Raw genomic sequence first — 16,711 nt, forward strand, 5'->3', positions numbered from 1 at the left:
CCACTAGTCGTGGCGAATCATCGGGTAATCGTGCAGGGGCCACCATCGTCGCACAGCCTGGTTCGGAGTGAGGTCATTCAGGCATAGCCTCGGACGGTCGTTGAGTTCGGTGGCGACCTCGTCGAGCTGGTCTTGGGTCCAGCCGCTTAGGTCAGTTCCCTTCGGGAAATACTGCCGCAGAATTCCATTCGTGTTTTCGTTTGATCCCCGCTGCCACGGCGAGTGGGGATCGGCGAAGTAGATCTTCAGGCCGGTGGCGTCCGCGATACGCTCGTGGTGAAACATCTCGTTGCCCTGGTCCCAGGTAAGCGACCGACGCAGGGAGACGGGCATCTGCGTGAAGCGCTCGATGAGAGCATCCCCGACGACTTGCGCGGAGTGGCCACCACGGATCGCGACCAGGATGGTCAATCGCGTCTTGCGCTCGACGAGTGTCGCGATCGCCGATCTCTGGCCGGCGCCGATGATGAGGTCGCCCTCGATATGCCCTACCCGACGACGTGATTCCACGTGGGCTGGCCGTTGCGCGATGGGCGTCATATTCGTTGACTGCTTGAGCGAACCGTCCCGGGATCGTCCGCGGCCACGGCGCCGGCGATAAGTCCGGCCGGTGCGCAAAGACCCGCCAGTCGCAGCCAAGACCAGTCCGCGGTACACCGCTTCATAGATCGTCTCAACGCACACGTGCCACGCCGTGCGGCGTGGGTAACGTCGCCGCAGCCACCGGCTGATCTGTGCCGGTGACCAGCGCTTGCCGAGCTTAGCGGCGACGAGCCGACGCAGCGTGTCATCGTGGGTGAACACACGCACTTTCGGGCGTCGTCGACGCTGGTGTGCCTGGTTGTGGGCGTACCACGGTTGGTAGCGACCATCGGATTTTCGATTGCGTGCGATCTCCTTGTACACCGACTGGAAGCTTTTGCCGATGCGTTCCGCGATCGTCTTGACCGACTCCTCACGGGCCAGCCCGTCGGCGATCTCGATACGGTCGTCTTGGCTCAAGTAACGGCTACTGATCGGACTCTCGACATAAGACATACTGCCAGCGTCGATGAACCACAGCGACCCACAGCTCAGCGACACGCCGACCGTCGCTGCCGCCTTCGATCCTGAGTGGCCTTGTCTGATCAGCTCGAAGTAGCGGCGCTTGTCTTCCTGTGGTGACTTGTTCCACGCATACCTGGGCATCGTAATCCTCTCGGGAAAGGATTCGCCTCGATCAGTGGAATCCGCCCAGGATCCAGCGGCCGGTTCTGCCACTCGGCCATGCCGTCCATCACCCGTTCGGTGATCGTCGAGATCGTCTGCTTGGACACCTCGGCTCCGTACACCTCGGCCATGTGCGCCGAGATCTCACCGGTGGTCAGCCCCTTGGCCGACAGTGAGATCACCATGTCCTCCACCCCGGTCAGCCGCCGCTGCCGCTTGGCCACGATCTTCGGCTCAAAGGAGGATTCCCGGTCACGGTGCACCTCCAGCTCGACCGGACCGGCCTCGGTCAACACGGTCTTGGCTCGCCTACCGTTGCGGGAGTTGCCGCTGCCCCGGCCTGCGGGGTCGCTCTTGCCATAGCCGAGGTGGTCGTCCATCTCGCCTTCGAGCGCGGACTCCACCACGAGCTTGGTCAACTTCGCCAACAACCCACCGTCGCCGGTCAACTGTCTGCGAGGGAGCCTGCGGCCGACTGGGGGCCGGCGTCTGCGGGTGCGGAACAACCTCAGACTGGGTTTCGTATGTGAGGGGTTCGGCAGCCACGACCACGGGCCCCGTCGGTGGTGCGGAGGAGTCCTCCGCCCGTGTCGGCGGGGGTGCCGTGGGCGCGGCGGTGGGGATCGGTGTGCTGGGCGTGCGCGGCTCGACCTTGCCGTTCGAGAGGACGGTCAGGTGGCGGCTGTTCTCGCCCCTCCGGTACACGACCTCCAGTTCGACGTTCTGGCCCTTGGCGACTGAGTGCAGGAACCTGTGCACCACGGCCTCGAGCGTCTCGGTTTCAGTCGCTTGCAAGTCCACCGGGTCCACTTCGGCGGAAGCAAGGATCGCGCGGGCAGTCGTTTCGGAGGTGATCTCGACATCGATGCTCGGTGTCATCTTTAGTTGATCCCGCTGAAGGCGTTGGCGCCGGACAGCTCGGTGTCCATCTCGCACCTGTTCCCTTCAGCGCTGACAAGGTCTCGGGGCACATCGTCACGGCTCGGCACCCGGCCCCGGAGCCCCCGTGTCGGGGGCGGTAGATCTCCCGGTTCAGGCGCAGCGGCGGCCGGTGTGGGCTACTGCGTGCGCAATGAATGGCCTCTACCAGCACAGATTCGGTGAGGCGCGGTTGACGTACGGTGTGGGGATGGGATCGCCCATCACCAGTCTGTACGCGCGCGTGGCGCAGGACTTCACCGGTAGTGGGGCGCGTCTTCTCTTGCCACTAAGCTGAACTCCTGTTTAGCTGCAAGTTGTGTCTAAGATTCCGACGTCGTCCGACCTGGTCTACGCGACAGTCAAGGAACTCATCCTGTCGGCTGAACTCCCCGGCGGTGAGCTGATCAGCGAAGGCGACATCGCCACGCGAGTGGGCACGAGCCGGACACCGGTTCGTGAAGCATTTCTTCGGCTCGAAGCCGAGGGATGGATGAAGTTGTATCCGAAGCGCGGGGCATTGATCGTTCCGATCGCGGACGGCGAGGCCGAGCACATCGTTGCGGCCCGGCTGCTGGTGGAGACCGGCAGCCTGTGCGCGTTCAGGTCCGATACGGGGCGTCGCGAGGCTGCCGCGGCGGAGATGCGCGCCAGCGTGAACCGTCAGCGCGACCTTGCCGCGTCCGCCGGCAGTGCAGCATTCACCGCGGAGGACGCCGATTTCCATTCGGTGGTGGTGCGATACGGCGCAAACCCCTTGCTCGCGGCGTTCTACGTGGGTCTTCGAGATCGGCAGCGACGTATGGCGGCATGTTCGGTCGGCCGGGATCCGATGCAGATCGACCGAATCATCGCCGATCATGCCCAACTTGCGAGTTTCGTCGAGCACGGGAATGTCGAGGAGTTCGACACGCTGCTTCGCAGCCATATGCGTGAGGTTCATCATCTGACTGCGAGGCGATAGTGCCCCGGCAACTACGTCCCAGCCAGGTGTCGCTCGGAGAGAACACCGACGTCGACCGCATTTCGGCGAGCTACGACAACGGTGTCCTCAGCGTGATTCTGCCGGTCGCCGAAAGAGCGAAACCGCGGCGCATCGAAGTAGCCCGTAACGCCTCAGCTGTGGAGTGCGGTGACCGCGCCTCCCCGACGATCAGCCTGGCCCCGGTCACCACACCCGTGACCCGGCCTCCCGTCATCACGACGACCGAGCAGACCGTGCCCCGGATCGCGGCCCCGCCGACGGCGGCACCCGCGAAGCCGACACTGCCGCCGGTCACCACCACCACGACGACGCGTCCGGTGATCACCATCCCGCCCGTCACCACCAGACCGCGGGGCTGATCGACGCCGCTCAGGTCCGCCTGCGCGCGACCAACTGGGCCACGGCCACTCCGGCCCCCAGCGCGGCGACCAGGCCACTGAAGACGATCCCGGCGGTGCGAAGGTCGGTGAAGCGTGCGAGCACACCCACACCGACCGCGGGGACGGCCAGCATCACGTAGATCCCCGCGAAGAACGCCGAGGACACTCCGCCGCGGAACTGCTGTTCGACCCGTTCGACGGTGGTGGCGAGCGACGCATTGAGGCACAGGCCCCCGGCGACGCCGAGGACCACCGCGGACGCGAGCAGCGGCTCGAGGACGGTGTACGCCAGCGCGAGCGCCAGCAGCGCGGCGGCGGGGATCAACGCGAGGCACCCGACGAGCATCGCGGTGGCCGTCGACAGCCGACGGGCCAGGAGCTGCCCGACCGCCATGAACAGGAAGGTCAGGAACACGACGAGGCCTGCCTTCGTGTGGCTGGTCGACCCCAGATATTCCGTCAGGAACAACGCCGACACGGCGGTGAGCACGCCGGTCACCGCGAACGCTGTTCCGGCTGCGAGCACGGCGGTGACGAACGCGCCGCGGATCGAGGAGGGAACCTGCAGTCGGCGGGGTCGGATCCGCCACGTCGGAGTGGTGGCCGGTGCGACTGCGAAGATCCACAGCCCGGTGCCCGCCAGGACGGCGAGCACGAGGTTGACCACATAGGGAATGGTCAGCGGACTCGACGTGACGTCGGCGATCACCCCTGCGCTGAGCGTGCCCAATCCGAGGCCGCCGGTGTTCACCGCGACCGCGAGCATTCCGCCGACCGCTTTGCGCTCGGGTGGGAACAGGTCGATCACTGCGGCGGTGCCCGTGCCGGTCATGAGACCCGCGGACAGCCCGGAGATCACGCGGGCCACCACGAACACTGGAAGCGTCGACGGCAGCAGGAACAGCACGGCACTGACCGCGGTGAGGGCGACCGCGACGAACAGCACCGGGCGCCGACCGACGTCGTCGGACAGCCGCCCGAACAGGGCGAGCGCGACCACGACCCCGACCGCGTACACGGCGAACAGGATGGTGACGGTGAGGGCGCTGAACGCCAGCTCCTGCGCATAGATGGAGTAGAGCGGGGTGGGCAGTGTCGTTCCCATCATCGTGACGAGAAACGCGAACGACGTGGCCCCGACCGCGAGGACGGACGACCGCCGGGTGCGCGTTCCGGACAGTGTGGGCGAGAACGACGGCATGGATCCGAGCCTTTCCGAGATCGGGAGCGGTGACAAGTCAGTGCGGCTACGAAATGGCGCTGGTCTCCGGCCCATCGCGTCACCTGATGATCTCGCAGGACCGACGACGCTCGCAGTGCTTACCCAGCAGTACCCCAGCCCTGTGGGGTACCCGTCCCATCCCCTGGTTCGAGACCATTTCTGTTATGCAAGGTGAAGCGCTGGGGCATTCAGGAACAACGTTGCTCCGGAACCGTTGGAGTGGTTTTGAATCGGTTGGACCACCTCTGCCTCTTTCGCTCTGTGGGCGAGAGTCCGCCCCAGATCCCGTGGGGCTCTTCGGCATCTACGGCGTAGTCACGACAGTGGGCGAGGACGGGGCAGTGGTTGCAGATCGCTTTCGCGGCGTGTTCGTCTGTGGAGTCGTCGGCGGGGTCGAAGAAGAGGTTGGCGTCGAAGTAACGGCATCTGGCGTGTTGTCGCCACTCCCACTCGTTGGGTGAGAGCGCGGGAACTGTGGGGTTTTGTTCGCGAAGCATGACCTTCCTCTTGTGTAGTCCGGCGGTCGACCGCAGGGTCGCGGGCGGAGTCCACGAATACGAGGATCGTTGACTTGGAACCTGTGTGGAGACTTGGGTTCGAGGCAAGTCTCCACACAGGGGTGCAGGGACACTGGATTCTGCGATGGGCGGTTGCCGGAACTCGCCGAATCAGGTGCCGGGGCTGAGGTTCAGATCTGGTGTGGTGAATGTGCGGGGTTACTCAGAAGATCGGTTCGTGAGGAGCCCCGCACGTTCTTCTCAGGTTCGATCGACCGCGAGCAGATGTTCGGCGGCCAGTTCTTCGGCGGCCGAAGCGATCAGATCTGCAGCCCCCGCCATCGAACGTGCGACGTCGGGTTCACGATCCTGTAGGGAATAGATGGCGGCGAACTGAGAAGCCGCCTCCTCTTCCGGGGAAAGCCGCGACACCCCGACAATGGCGTAGGTCGGAACGTCGCGAGCGGTGGCATGCAGGCGTACCCCGATCGGGGCTTTGCCGTGCAAGGACTGGTGATCGAGAGAGCCCTCACCGGTGATGACCGCGCACGCGCCGTCGAGGTGCTGATCGATGCCCACCAGCTCCAAGATGAGGTCGATTCCGGAGCGGAACTCCGCTTGCAGAACGGTCAACGCAGCGAATCCCACTCCCCCGGCCGCCCCTGCCCCGGGACTGTCGCGGGCGTCGCGACCGGTGGCCGCTGCGACGCGGTCGGCCCAATGTGCCAGTGCCGCATCGAGTTCGGCGACTTGTGTGGGAGTGGCGCCTTTCTGCGGTCCGTAGACCGCGGCGGCACCAGTGGGCCCGTACAGTGGGTTGTCCACATCGCTGGCGAGGGTGATCTTCGCGTCTCCGAGTCCCGGGTGCAACCAGGAAACATCGAGCATCGTGGCCTGAGACAGGGCGCCGCCTCCGTCTCGGATCGGGCTCCCGTGAGCGTTGACGACCTCGGCGCCGAGCGCACGAAGGAACCCGGCCCCGCCGTCGGTGCAGGCGCTGCCACCGATACCGAGCACGATCTCTCGGCATCCGTCGTCGAGGGCGCGGGCGAGGACTGTGCCGAGACCACGGCTCGACGCGGTCATCGGACGCAGTACCCCGGCGGGCAGTCGGTGCAAGCCAGAGATGTCCGCCATTTCGATCACCGCGAGCTGCCCTTTCCGTGCGTAGGCAGTCAGCGTCCGCTCGCCGGTCGGCCCGGGCGCAGCGACGGGGATCCTCTCGAAGCCGGCCGCCAGAGCGGCGGCGAGTGTCCCCTCGCCGCCGTCCGCGATCGGGCACTCGATCGTCCGGATCGTCGGGTCGCGCCGCTGGAGTCCTCGGCTGATTTCCGCGGCGGCATCGGCCGCAGAGATCGACCCCTTGAACTTGTCGGGAGCGACGACGACATGACGGGGCATCTCAGACCACCATCCAGCTCAGCACCGGAGTCGCCTGTAGGTACACCGGGATGCATATCAGCAGCAGCGGCAGCAGGCTCCACCCGAGCGCACTGTGGAAGGGGCCACCTTCCTTGCCCTGGAGGCCCGCCGCGGCCGCGGCGATCGCCAGGGATTGCGAGGAGAGCATCTCGCCGATCACACCACCCGAGGAGTTCGCCGTGGCAAGTAGATTCGCGTCCGGCCCGGCGGCGTGCGCAGTTTTGGCCTGCAGTGAACCGAACAGTGAATGCACGGATATGTCCGATCCGGTGCCCCTCACCCCCGGCCGTCCAATGGCCGGAACCCGGACAGGCGGACCGCAGCGGCCATAGCTGCAGGTGAGCGAGCCCCTTACCGGGGCGTAGTCGGGCCGAAACATCAGATCACAGCTCCCGGGTTCAGGATGTGCTGCGGGTCCAGCGCGGACTTGATGCGACGGGTCAACTCCATGACGTCCTCGCCGACCTGGTTGGGCAGCCACGCCTTCTTCAGCCGGCCGACGCCGTGCTCGCCGGTGATGGTGCCGCCGAGGGAGATCGCCAGGTCCATGATCTCGCCGAAGGCGATGTTCGCGCGTGCGGTCTCGTCCTCGTTGGCAGGGTCGTGCACGATCAGCGGGTGGGTGTTGCCGTCGCCGGCATGGGCGATGACCGCCACGAGGACCTCGCGCCGGGCTGAGATGTCTTCGATGCCCTGAATCAGCGCGGGCAGTGCGGGCAGCGGGACTCCGACGTCTTCGAGGAGCAGGTTGCCCAGACGTTCGACGGCCGGGATGGCGAACCGTCGTGCCGCGGTGAAGGCTTCGCCCTCTTTCGGGTCGTCGGTGGTAAACACGTCGGAGGCGTTATTGTCGCTGAAGACCTTGGCCATGAACTCGGTTTCCCGGGCGCGGTCCTCGCCGGGCGAGTCGGACTGGGCGATCAGCATGCCGTGCGCGGTCAGGTCGAGGCCCATGTTCATGCCGGCCTCGACGGCGCCGATGGAGGCGCGGTCCATGAATTCGAGCATGGCCGGACGCATCACCCGGGTGATGTCCAAGATCGCGTTCGTCGCGTCCTGCACGGTGGCGAACGATCCGACCACGGTGCTGGCCGGCGCCTGGGCGGGAATGAGGCGGACGGTGATCTCGGTGATGATACCGAGGGTGCCTTCGCTGCCCACGAACAGCTTGGTCAGCGACAGACCTGCCGAATCCTTCAGGCGTGGGCCGCCGAGTCGGACGACGGTGCCGTCGGCCAGGACGACCTGGAGGCCGAGGATGTAGTCGGTGGTCACGCCGTACTTCACGCAACACAATCCGCCGGCGTTGGTGGCCGCGTTGCCACCGATCGAGCACATCTCGAACGACGAGGGGTCCGGCGGGTACCACAGTCCGTGCTCGGCTACTGCCCGCTTGACCTCGACGTTGATCAGCCCGGGCTGCACAACGGCGGTCCGCGTCACCGGGTTGACCTCGATGTTGCGCATCAGTTCCGTCGTCAGGACGATTCCGCCGTCGACGGCGGTCGCCCCTCCGGACAGACCCGATCCTGCGCCGCGCGGAACGACGGGGATGTTGTGCACCGTCGCCCACCGCATCACCGCTTGGACGTCCTCGGTGGACGTGGCGCGCACGACCGCCAGCGGCCGGCCGGCGTCGGGGTCGCGTGCCCAGTCCCGCCGGTAGCTCTCGGTCACATCGGGGTCGGTGATGATGGACGCGTTGGGAATCCGAGCGTGCAGGTCACCCAGTCGCTCATCTATCACAGTCATCGGATCTCCTTGATCAATGTGGTGCCAGTCGGCCCGGAGGGCGCATGTCGTCTTGGACCGGTTACTTTCGGGGCGGGGCATTTCCGGAATGGAGCGCCGTCTCAGGGGGCTGGCGGTGACAGACCGCCGGCAGGTAGTCGGCAGGTGTGCGGTGCGTTCGGTGCTGCAGCGAGATCGGCTCTATCTGCACGAGCTCGGGAGCACCGACGCGCTTGCGTGCCATCAATCGAACCTCGATCTCATCGAGAGCCATCTCTGAGAATGCCGGCGAAGATTCCCGCCGCCATCCACCCAGTTTCCGTTCTTCGAGAATATACTTTCGCATTACGAGAGTGGCAGGGATCACCCTCATTGTCAATACCTCGCGCTCCGCCCCACCGGGCGACTTCGAAGGTCGATCACCCCGACCACGATTCGCCTGCAACGCAGCCGTTCCGGGATTCGGCCGAGGCGCCGCGACAGTGCACTCTTGGCACACCCGGCGCCGTCGGCGTGCATCGCGGACAGCCCGTCCCGCGGCGTCCGCCAATCGGGCTGCGGCACTCCGCGGCCGACGCGAGGGCTTGACAGATGCCCGGTAGCCAAGTTCACTCAGATCACACAACGGAAAATTTCTTCCACATTACGGAATACATGTAGAGGACTCTTCAGCTTTCCGGCTTTGGTTTGCCAGAGAAGCGCTCAGCTGTCTGGGCAGTGGCGGACCACCGCACCGAACTTCCATCACCACGACCACCTCACCCCGCATCCCCCTGAAAGGAACGTTCCCGGATGGTTAGCCCTGCTTACACTGTCAATTGCTCGATTCTGCTGACCGATATCCCCTTGCTCGAGCGACCGCAGGCGGCCCGGGATGCCGGATTCGACGCCGTCGAGTTCTGGTGGCCCTTCGCCACGCCCGTCCCCGCCGACGATGAGGTCGACTCCTTCGTTCGTGCGATCCGCGGCGCCGGCGTGCAGCTGACCGGTCTGAACTTCGCCGCAGGCGACATGCCCGCCGGCGACCGGGGAATCCTGTCCGACCCGGGACAGGTCTCCGCCTTCCGCGATAATGTCGACGTCGCGATCGGTATCGCAGAATCGTTGGGCACCAGAGCATTCAATGCTCTCTACGGCAACCGGCTCGACACGGTCGAGGTGGACCGGCAAGACGCGATCGCCGCCGAGAACCTGGCGTACGCCGGGCAGGCGGCAGAGAAGATCGGTGCGGTCGTACTGATCGAGCCGGTCAGCGGGGCGCCGGCCTACCCGCTCAAAACGGCCGCCGACGCGGTCGCGGTCATCGACCGCGTACGCAGCGAGCACGGCGTCGACACGCTGCGGCTCCTCGCGGACCTCTACCACCTCGAGGTCAACGGCGACGACGTCGGCGCCGCGATCGACACCTACGCGGACCGCATCGGGCACGTACAGATCGCGGACGCACCCGGCCGCGGCGAACCCGGCACCGGAACACTCGACATCGACGGCTACCTGAAGAGGCTCGCCGGACACGGCTACGCCGGTTATGTCGGGCTCGAGTACAAAGCCACCCGGCCGGACACCTTCGACTGGCTGACCCGTGAGCTGCGCGGCGCGCGGCGCGTCGAGGCCTGACACCTTCCCCCCCAACGAACGACGACTTCGAGGAGACCTCATGAGCACCATTGCATTCATCGGACTCGGCATCATGGGCAGCCCCATGGCCTGCAACCTGGCGAAGGCCGGCCATCAGGTGGTCGGATACAACCTCATACCGGACCGCACCGCGGCACTGGTCGAGGCCGGCGGCACCGCAGCGGACTCCATCGCCAAGGCCGTTGCCGGCGCCGACGTCGTGGCCGTGATGGTCCCCGATTCCCCCGACGTACAGGCCGTACTCACCGGTGAGGACGGAGTCTTCGAGCACGCCCCGGCAGGCGCGCTGATCATCGACTTCTCCAGCATCCGGCCCGACGTCACCACCGCACTCGCCGCGCAGGCGACCGAGCGTGGATTCCGGCTGATCGACGCCCCGGTATCGGGTGGCGAGGCCGGTGCGGTCAACGCCGCACTGTCGATCATGGTCGGCGGCGCCCCGGAAGACTTCGAGTCGGCCCGCCCGATCCTCGACGTCGTCGGGAAGACGGTGGTCCACGTGGGCCCGAACGGCTCCGGGCAGACGGTGAAGGCAGCGAACCAGCTGATCGTCGCCGGCAACATCCAGCTGCTCGCGGAGGCGATCATCTTCCTCGAGGCCTACGGTGTCGACACCGCGGCCGCGGTGGAGGTACTCGGCGGCGGGCTTGCCGGATCGGCCGTCCTGAACCAGAAGGCGCAGAAGATGCTGGACCGGTCGTTCGAGCCTGGATTCCGCATCGACCTGCACCACAAGGACCTCGGCATCGTGACCAGCGCTGCCCGTGAGGCAGGCGTCGTGATACCCCTCGGCGCCGTCCTCGCCCAGCTGATGGCCTCCGCCCGTGCGAACGGTGATGGTGGCCTGGATCATTCGGGCCTGCTGCGCGGAGTGGAGCGGCTGTCCGGCCGCCCCTCCCAGTGACCCGCCTCAACTCGTAATCCTCGATGGAGAACTGATATGCCTCGTATGCGCGCCGCTGATGCAGCGGTCAAGATTCTGGAACTCGAAGGTGCCACCCAGGCCTTCGGCCTCCCCGGTGCGGCGATCAACCCGTTCTACGCAGCAATGCGCGACCACGGTGGGATCAAGCACGTCCTCGCCCGCCACGTCGAGGCCGCATCCCACATGGCCGAGGGATTCACCCGCGCCAAGGCCGGAAACATCGGTATCTGCATCGGGACGTCCGGGCCGGCCGGGACCGACATGATCACCGGCCTGTACTCGGCGATGGCGGACTCGATCCCGATCCTCGCGATCACCGGGCAGGCCCCGGTCGCGCGCCTGCACAAGGAAGACTTCCAGGCCGTCGACATCGCCGCGATCGCGGGTCCGGTCACGAAGATGGCGATGACGGTGCTCGAGCCCGCCCAGGTTCCGGGTGCGTTCGCGCAGGCATTTCACCTGATGCGGTCCGGCAGGCCCGGACCGGTTCTCCTCGACCTGCCGATCGACGTGCAACTGGCGGAGATCGAGTTCGACCCGGACACCTACCAGCCGCTGCCCGTGTACAAGCCGGCCGCGACCCGGGCGCAGGCGGAGAAGGCCCTCGACATGCTGGGGTCCGCCGACCGCCCGCTGATCGTCGCCGGCGGCGGCATCATCAACGCCGACGCCGCGGATCTGCTCGTGGAACTGGCGGAACTGCTGGACGTTCCGGTGGTGCCGACGCTGATGGGCTGGGGCACCATCCCGGACGACCACCGCCTCGCGGCGGGCATGGCCGGTCTGCAGACCGCTCACCGGTACGGCAACGCGACCATGCTGGCGTCGGACTTCGTCCTGGGCATCGGCAACCGCTGGGCCAACCGGCACACGGGCGGTCTCGACACCTACCGCAAGGGGCGCAAGTTCGTTCACGTCGACATCGAACCCACCCAGATCGGGCGCGTGTTCGCACCGGACTACGGGATCGTCTCCGACGCCAAGGCGGCGCTCGAACTGTTCGTCGCCGTCGCGCAGGAGCGCAAGGCCGCCGGAACCCTGCCCGATCGCAGCACCTGGGTCGAGGACTGTGCCACCCGGAAGCGGACCATGCAGCGCAAGACCCACTTCGACGACGTCCCGGTCAAACCGCAGCGGGTGTACGAGGAGATGAACCGCGTCTTCGGGCGCGACGTCCGGTACGTCAGCGCGATCGGGCTCTCGCAGATCGCGGGCGGGCAGTTCCTGCACGTGTACAAGGAGCGGAACTGGATCAACTGCGGGCAGGCCGGCCCGCTGGGCTGGACTCTGCCGGCCGCCCTCGGTGTCGTGACCGCCGATCCGACCGCCACGGTGGTCGGGCTCTCCGGCGACTACGATTTCCAGTTCCTGATCGAGGAACTGGCGGTGGGCGCCCAGTTCAACCTGCCCTACATCCATGTGGTGGTGAACAACTCCTACCTCGGGCTGATCCGGCAGGCCCAGCGCCAGTTCGACATGAACTTCTGTGTCTCGCTCGGATTCGACAACATCAACACCCAGGAAGCCACCGAACACGACGTGCTGCCCGCGGTCCCGAAGGGGTACGGCGTCGACCATCTCCGTGTGGCGGAAGGGCTCGGCTGCAAGGCAATCCGAGTGACCGAACCCGGTGAGATCGCCGGGGCCCTCGAACGGGCCAAGACGTTGGCGGGCGAGCACAAAGTCCCCGTGATCGTCGAGGTGTTCCTCGAACGCATCACCAACATCGCCATGGGAACCGAGTTGGACAGTGTGAACGAATTCGAGGCACTCGCCGAGAGCCCCGACGATGCACCGTCGTCCTACGCCCTGCTTGATTAGCAACTCGATCAGCAGATAAGCATGGATGTCGGTGCCACGCGTCCGGGAGCCGGCTCTCACCGTGTCGGCTCCCGGGCTCGATCGATCGCGCAGGTATGGGGGAACCGCCGCACGGCGGAATCGATACCCGCCACACCCCTTCTTCAGGCCGGTCACCTCGGACGCTACCGACCGCGGTTCGGCGGCTCCCACGCGGTACATACGTCCCCATCCGAGGAGGAGAAATGATCGATACCACCACTGCAATAGTGCACTTCGCACAGAAGTGGCGGCGCTGGGGCGGCGGAGATCCGACGCCGACATCTTTGTCGAATTCGGTCTCACCCCCGTCCAATACTTCCGCCGATTGGAGCAGATCCTGGTGAAGAAGCATTTCCTGCACAGTCTTGGTATCACCCCGACGGTCTCGGCTCAGCTCCAGCTGATCTGCCAGGTCCGGCTCGCATGCCACTCGACCAAGAACGCACTTGCACACGACGACACCCGGCTGAGTACGCGATGACCGAGTCGGTCACGCTCACCGCACCGCACCCGAGTGAAGTCGTCAGCGAGTCGGCGAGCACCACACGCCACTTCGACAGCCACACTGCTCCACTACGCCACACGAAGATCGTCTGCACACTTGGACCTGCTACCGCCACCGGTGACCGTATTCGCGAGCTCGTCGAAAGCGGTATGGACGTGGCGCGGCTGAATTTCAGCCACGGCGAACACGCCGACCATGAGGAGAACTACACACGCGTCCGGGCCGCCTCGGACGCGACGGGCAAGGCGGTCGGTGTCCTCGCCGACCTCCAGGGCCCGAAGATCCGGCTCGGCCGGTTCGCCGAGGGTCGCACCACGTGGGCCAACGGTGAGGAAGTGCGGATCACCGTCGACGACGTCGACGGCACCCACGACCGGGTCTCGACCACGTACAAGCAGCTCGCCGAGGACGCCAAGCCCGGCGACCGGCTGCTCGTCGACGACGGCAAGGTCGGTCTCGTCGTCTCCGGTGTGGAGGGCAACGACGTGATCTGCCGGGTCACCGAGGGTGGCCCGGTCAGCAACAACAAGGGTGTGTCCCTGCCGGGGATGAACGTGTCGGTCCCGGCGCTGTCGGAGAAGGACATCGCCGACCTCGAGTTCGCGCTCGGCCTCGGCGTCGACTTCATCGCGCTGTCGTTCGTGCGGTCGCCGGCCGATGTGGAACTGGTTCACGCCGTGATGGATCGGGTCGGTCGCCGGATCCCGGTGATCGCGAAGCTCGAGAAGCCGGAGGCGATCGACAACCTCGAGGCGATCGTGCTGGCGTTCGACGCGGTGATGGTCGCCCGCGGTGACCTGGGGGTGGAGTTGCCGCTCGAGCAGGTGCCGCTGGTGCAGAAGCGGGCGATCCAGATCGCCCGGGAGAACGCGAAGCCGGTCATCGTGGCCACCCAGATGCTCGAGTCGATGATCGAGAACTCGCGGCCCACCCGCGCCGAGGCGTCCGACGTCGCGAACGCGGTCCTCGACGGTGCGGACGCGGTGATGCTGTCCGGTGAGACGTCGGTCGGTAAGTACGTGATGGAGACGGTGCGCACGATGGCGCGGATCGTCGAGGCGGTGGAGAACGAGTCCACCCAGGTGCCGCCGCTGACGCATGTGCCGCGCACCAAGCGGGGTGTCATCTCGTACGCCGCCCGCGACATCGGGGAGCGCCTCGACGCGAAGGCGCTGGTCGCGTTCACCCAGTCCGGGGACACGGTGCGCCGCCTGGCGCGGCTGCACACTCCGCTGCCGTTGCTGGCGTTCACCCCGTTGCCGGAGGTGCGCAGCCAGTTGTCGCTGACGTGGGGCACCGAGACGTTCATCGTCGATCCGGTCGAGAGCACCGACGCCATGGTGCGGCAGGTCGACCACGCGCTGCTCGGGTTGGGCCGCTACCAGAAGGGGGAACTGGTAGTCATCGTGGCCGGGTCGCCGCCCGGCACCGTGGGCTCGACCAACCTGATCCACGTCCACAGAATCGGCGAAGAGGACCGCTGATCGGCAAGGACTGATCAATCGGCACGCACCCAACAGCACCGGCCCGACACCGGAGCCTGCCTCCCCCACCGCTTTACAGAGCGGCATCCTTGTCGAACTCGGTCCCCAGCTCCAGCGCCACCCGCTGGAGCAGGGGAGCGATCTCATCGGCGGACTCGACGGTCACGCGCGCCGCCGGTCCCGAGATCGACACAGCAGTCGGGGTAGGCGCGTTGGGGACCGGCACGGCGAAGCAGCGAACGCCGATCTCCTGCTCACCCTCGTCGATGGCGTAGCCGCGTCTTCTACTCACCTCGAGATCGGCGATGAGCGTCTCGGGATCGGTGATGGAATTCTCGGTGTACGACGGCATACCCGTCCTGGTCACCAGCGAACGAACCGTCTCGTTGGACAGCTGCAGAAGCAGCGCCTTTCCCACTCCGGTGCAGTGCGGGAACACGCGCCGACCGACCTCGGTGAACATGCGCATCGAGTGCGGGGACGGAACCTGCGCCACATAGACCGCCATGTTCCCGTCGAGCACCGCCATGTTCGCGGTCTCACCGGTGCGCTCGACCAAATCCGACAGGTGAGGTCGCGACCAGGACCCGATGAGCTGGGTAGCACTGTCCCCCAGTCGAATCAACTTCGGCCCCAACGCGTATCGGCGGGTCGGCAACTGACGCACGTACCCCCGATCCACGAGGGTGCGAATCAGCCGGTGAATGGTCGGAAGGGGGAGCCCCGCCCGGTCGGCCAGCTCACTGACCCCGATCGCGCCGCCGGCCGACGCCATGAGCTCGAGGATGTCGAACACCCGCTCGACCGATTGAACTCCACCGCCGGCGCTGGCCCGAGTTGCTGTTGTCATGCCTGATCTCCATTCTGCGGTCACCGGCCCATCAGAGTATTCCACGAAGCGGAAGGCTTAGTTCGAGCGATGATAGCGTGGCCCCCTTGTGCCTGACGCGATCGCAGATCCTCCGCACCACGGATCGCAATATTATCTCATTTTTCGGAAGAATATTTCCGAATTACGAAATCGCTATGGTGCGCTCGCTCGACCTCCGGTACGTGGACGGAAGCGCCGGCGCCCACGAGCCCACCACTAGCTCCTGACTCTCACCGTTCGGAACGCGGCAGTCGACCTGCACACCAGCACCCCGAGGAATCCCCTATCGCGGAGATTCCCGGTCCCTCGTCCGCGGCGCAGGCGAGTAGGCGAAGCGCGCTGAACCCGCGAGAACCGAGCTCACCCACCTCGCCCCCTGAGGGCGCCCCCAGCAAGCAAGGAAGCGGTCTGCCGAAGCTCAGGCGAGAAGTCAGATCGCCGTCCCCGCCACTGCCCCGGTCGGAGCCAGCACCACCTCGACGCTCACCGGGGCGATCGCATCGGTCAAGGGCACGAGGACCGCCCTGGGCGTAGTGGAGAGGCATCCCGACCACATCGTCATCGACCCGCGACGCGGCGAACGTTCGAACAGCCGAGTAGATCACCACTGCAATCGCGCGCATCGTCTGTCAGCGCACCGGTTCCCCGTCAGGAAGGTCGGCGGCCCGCCCCTCTCGTTGCCGGGGCCGGATGTGCCGTCTGCGGTCGTTCTCGGACATCCCGCCCCACGTTCCGTACGGTTCGGCAACGGCCAGGGCGTACTCGCGGCATTCGGTGAGCACCGGGCAGTCCTGGCAGACGCGCTTGGCGCGCGCTTCGCGCCGCGCCCGATCCCGACCACGCTCCCCCTCTGGAGAGAAGAACAACGACGACTCGACGTTCCGGCACGACCCCAGCATGCGCCAATCTCCACGATCACGGTCGACGGGCAGTCCGGTCCGTGGCGTACCTTCACGGCGGGAAGCCGGCACAGTGCTCGGCGCACGAGCGGATATACACGTCATCGGATCGGTCTCACTCATCTCACTCACGGGTATTTATGCTGCGGACCTGTCACCGCGGTAATCCTTTCGCAAACAACA

Annotated in this window: 14 protein-coding genes and 2 pseudogenes; 7 read left to right on the forward strand and 9 right to left on the reverse strand. The window is 66.2% G+C overall.

What is annotated here, in order from left to right; genetic code table 11:
* Positions 1-3: 3 nt before the first annotated feature.
* Both GO592_RS32825 and GO592_RS32830 read right to left on the reverse strand, forming a co-directional pair.
* On the reverse strand, positions 4-1,188 hold the full coding sequence (locus tag GO592_RS32825) for an IS30 family transposase (RefSeq protein ID WP_202715055.1): 1,185 nt from the start codon (positions 1,186-1,188) through the stop codon (positions 4-6).
* 50 nt (positions 1,189-1,238) lie between these two features.
* A pseudogene (locus tag GO592_RS32830) lies at positions 1,239-1,715 on the reverse strand (transposase); the annotation flags it as partial.
* Positions 1,716-2,446: 731 nt separating this feature from the next.
* Here GO592_RS32830 and GO592_RS32835 point away from each other — a divergent pair.
* Both GO592_RS32835 and GO592_RS44865 read left to right on the forward strand, forming a co-directional pair.
* Positions 2,447-3,091 (forward strand): GntR family transcriptional regulator, encoded by a 645-nt coding sequence (locus GO592_RS32835; RefSeq protein ID WP_007300023.1) that lies wholly within the window; start codon positions 2,447-2,449, stop codon positions 3,089-3,091.
* A gap of 23 nt (positions 3,092-3,114) precedes the next feature.
* Positions 3,115-3,267: pseudogene (locus tag GO592_RS44865) on the forward strand (Hsp20/alpha crystallin family protein); the annotation flags it as partial.
* Between the two features lie 214 nt (positions 3,268-3,481).
* Here GO592_RS44865 and GO592_RS32845 read toward each other — a convergent pair.
* The 5 genes from GO592_RS32845 to GO592_RS32865 all read right to left on the reverse strand — a co-directional run bounded on the left by GO592_RS32845 (position 3,482) and on the right by GO592_RS32865 (position 8,385).
* A complete protein-coding gene (locus GO592_RS32845; RefSeq protein WP_007300025.1) occupies positions 3,482-4,693 on the reverse strand; it encodes an MFS transporter in 1,212 nt (403 codons plus the stop codon).
* A gap of 209 nt (positions 4,694-4,902) precedes the next feature.
* Positions 4,903-5,211 (reverse strand): WhiB family transcriptional regulator, encoded by a 309-nt coding sequence (locus GO592_RS32850; RefSeq protein ID WP_272943293.1) that lies wholly within the window; start codon positions 5,209-5,211, stop codon positions 4,903-4,905.
* 261 nt (positions 5,212-5,472) lie between these two features.
* Positions 5,473-6,612: a glycerate kinase gene (locus GO592_RS32855; RefSeq protein ID WP_007300027.1), complete on the reverse strand. Its 1,140-nt coding sequence runs from the start codon at positions 6,610-6,612 to the stop codon at positions 5,473-5,475.
* Position 6,613: 1 nt separating this feature from the next.
* Positions 6,614-7,012: an L-lactate permease gene (locus GO592_RS32860; protein ID WP_272943294.1), complete on the reverse strand. Its 399-nt coding sequence runs from the start codon at positions 7,010-7,012 to the stop codon at positions 6,614-6,616.
* Complete coding sequence (locus GO592_RS32865) at positions 7,012-8,385, reverse strand: FAD-binding oxidoreductase (RefSeq protein ID WP_007300029.1); 1,374 nt, start codon at positions 8,383-8,385, stop codon at positions 7,012-7,014. Before GO592_RS32865 ends, GO592_RS32860 begins: the two co-directional genes overlap by 1 nt.
* A gap of 771 nt (positions 8,386-9,156) precedes the next feature.
* On the opposite strand from GO592_RS32865, the gene GO592_RS32870 reads away from it, so the two are divergent.
* The 5 genes from GO592_RS32870 (at position 9,157) to pyk (ending at position 14,758) form a co-directional block, all read left to right on the forward strand.
* Positions 9,157-9,981, forward strand: a complete 825-nt coding sequence (locus GO592_RS32870; RefSeq protein WP_016881990.1) for a hydroxypyruvate isomerase family protein — start codon at positions 9,157-9,159, stop codon at positions 9,979-9,981.
* A gap of 40 nt (positions 9,982-10,021) precedes the next feature.
* On the forward strand, positions 10,022-10,906 hold the full coding sequence (locus tag GO592_RS32875) for a 2-hydroxy-3-oxopropionate reductase (protein WP_172651991.1): 885 nt from the start codon (positions 10,022-10,024) through the stop codon (positions 10,904-10,906).
* Between the two features lie 36 nt (positions 10,907-10,942).
* Positions 10,943-12,748 carry a glyoxylate carboligase gene (gene gcl / locus GO592_RS32880; protein ID WP_202715056.1) on the forward strand — a complete coding sequence of 602 codons (1,806 nt, stop codon included), beginning with the start codon at positions 10,943-10,945 and terminating at the stop codon, positions 12,746-12,748.
* A 265-nt stretch (positions 12,749-13,013) separates the two neighbouring features.
* Positions 13,014-13,250 (forward strand): hypothetical protein, encoded by a 237-nt coding sequence (locus GO592_RS32885; RefSeq protein WP_202715057.1) that lies wholly within the window; start codon positions 13,014-13,016, stop codon positions 13,248-13,250.
* A complete protein-coding gene (pyk, locus tag GO592_RS32890; RefSeq protein ID WP_237737171.1) occupies positions 13,247-14,758 on the forward strand; it encodes a pyruvate kinase in 1,512 nt (503 codons plus the stop codon). Before GO592_RS32885 ends, pyk begins: the two co-directional genes overlap by 4 nt.
* A 73-nt stretch (positions 14,759-14,831) precedes the next feature.
* On the opposite strand, the gene GO592_RS32895 is transcribed toward pyk, so the two are convergent.
* Both GO592_RS32895 and GO592_RS32900 read right to left on the reverse strand, forming a co-directional pair.
* A complete protein-coding gene (locus tag GO592_RS32895; protein WP_011595879.1) occupies positions 14,832-15,608 on the reverse strand; it encodes an IclR family transcriptional regulator in 777 nt (258 codons plus the stop codon).
* A gap of 650 nt (positions 15,609-16,258) precedes the next feature.
* Positions 16,259-16,651, reverse strand: a complete 393-nt coding sequence (locus GO592_RS32900) for a WhiB family transcriptional regulator (protein ID WP_039951908.1) — start codon at positions 16,649-16,651, stop codon at positions 16,259-16,261.
* Between the last annotated feature and the right edge of the window lie 60 nt (positions 16,652-16,711).

This window comes from Rhodococcus sp. 21391, from assembly GCF_016772255.1.
In the GTDB taxonomy this organism is placed as follows: Bacteria; Actinomycetota; Actinomycetes; order Mycobacteriales; family Mycobacteriaceae; genus Rhodococcus_F; species Rhodococcus_F opacus.

What these genes read in the sequence shown, in the direction of transcription:
- GO592_RS32825 (WP_202715055.1), bottom strand. Translation starts at nt 1,188, where the DNA reads ATGCCCAGGTATGCGTGGAACAAGTCACCACAGGAAGACAAGCGCCGC.
- GO592_RS32845 (WP_007300025.1), bottom strand. Translation starts at nt 4,693, where the DNA reads ATGCCGTCGTTCTCGCCCACACTGTCCGGAACGCGCACCCGGCGGTCG.
- GO592_RS32850 (WP_272943293.1), bottom strand. Translation starts at nt 5,211, where the DNA reads ATGCTTCGCGAACAAAACCCCACAGTTCCCGCGCTCTCACCCAACGAG.
- GO592_RS32855 (WP_007300027.1), bottom strand. Translation starts at nt 6,612, where the DNA reads ATGCCCCGTCATGTCGTCGTCGCTCCCGACAAGTTCAAGGGGTCGATC.
- GO592_RS32860 (WP_272943294.1), bottom strand. Translation starts at nt 7,012, where the DNA reads ATGTTTCGGCCCGACTACGCCCCGGTAAGGGGCTCGCTCACCTGCAGC.
- GO592_RS32865 (WP_007300029.1), bottom strand. Translation starts at nt 8,385, where the DNA reads ATGACTGTGATAGATGAGCGACTGGGTGACCTGCACGCTCGGATTCCC.
- GO592_RS32870 (WP_016881990.1), top strand. Translation starts at nt 9,157, where the DNA reads ATGGTTAGCCCTGCTTACACTGTCAATTGCTCGATTCTGCTGACCGAT.
- GO592_RS32875 (WP_172651991.1), top strand. Translation starts at nt 10,022, where the DNA reads ATGAGCACCATTGCATTCATCGGACTCGGCATCATGGGCAGCCCCATG.
- gcl (WP_202715056.1), top strand. Translation starts at nt 10,943, where the DNA reads ATGCCTCGTATGCGCGCCGCTGATGCAGCGGTCAAGATTCTGGAACTC.
- pyk (WP_237737171.1), top strand. Translation starts at nt 13,247, where the DNA reads ATGACCGAGTCGGTCACGCTCACCGCACCGCACCCGAGTGAAGTCGTC.
- GO592_RS32895 (WP_011595879.1), bottom strand. Translation starts at nt 15,608, where the DNA reads ATGACAACAGCAACTCGGGCCAGCGCCGGCGGTGGAGTTCAATCGGTC.
- GO592_RS32900 (WP_039951908.1), bottom strand. Translation starts at nt 16,651, where the DNA reads ATGAGTGAGACCGATCCGATGACGTGTATATCCGCTCGTGCGCCGAGC.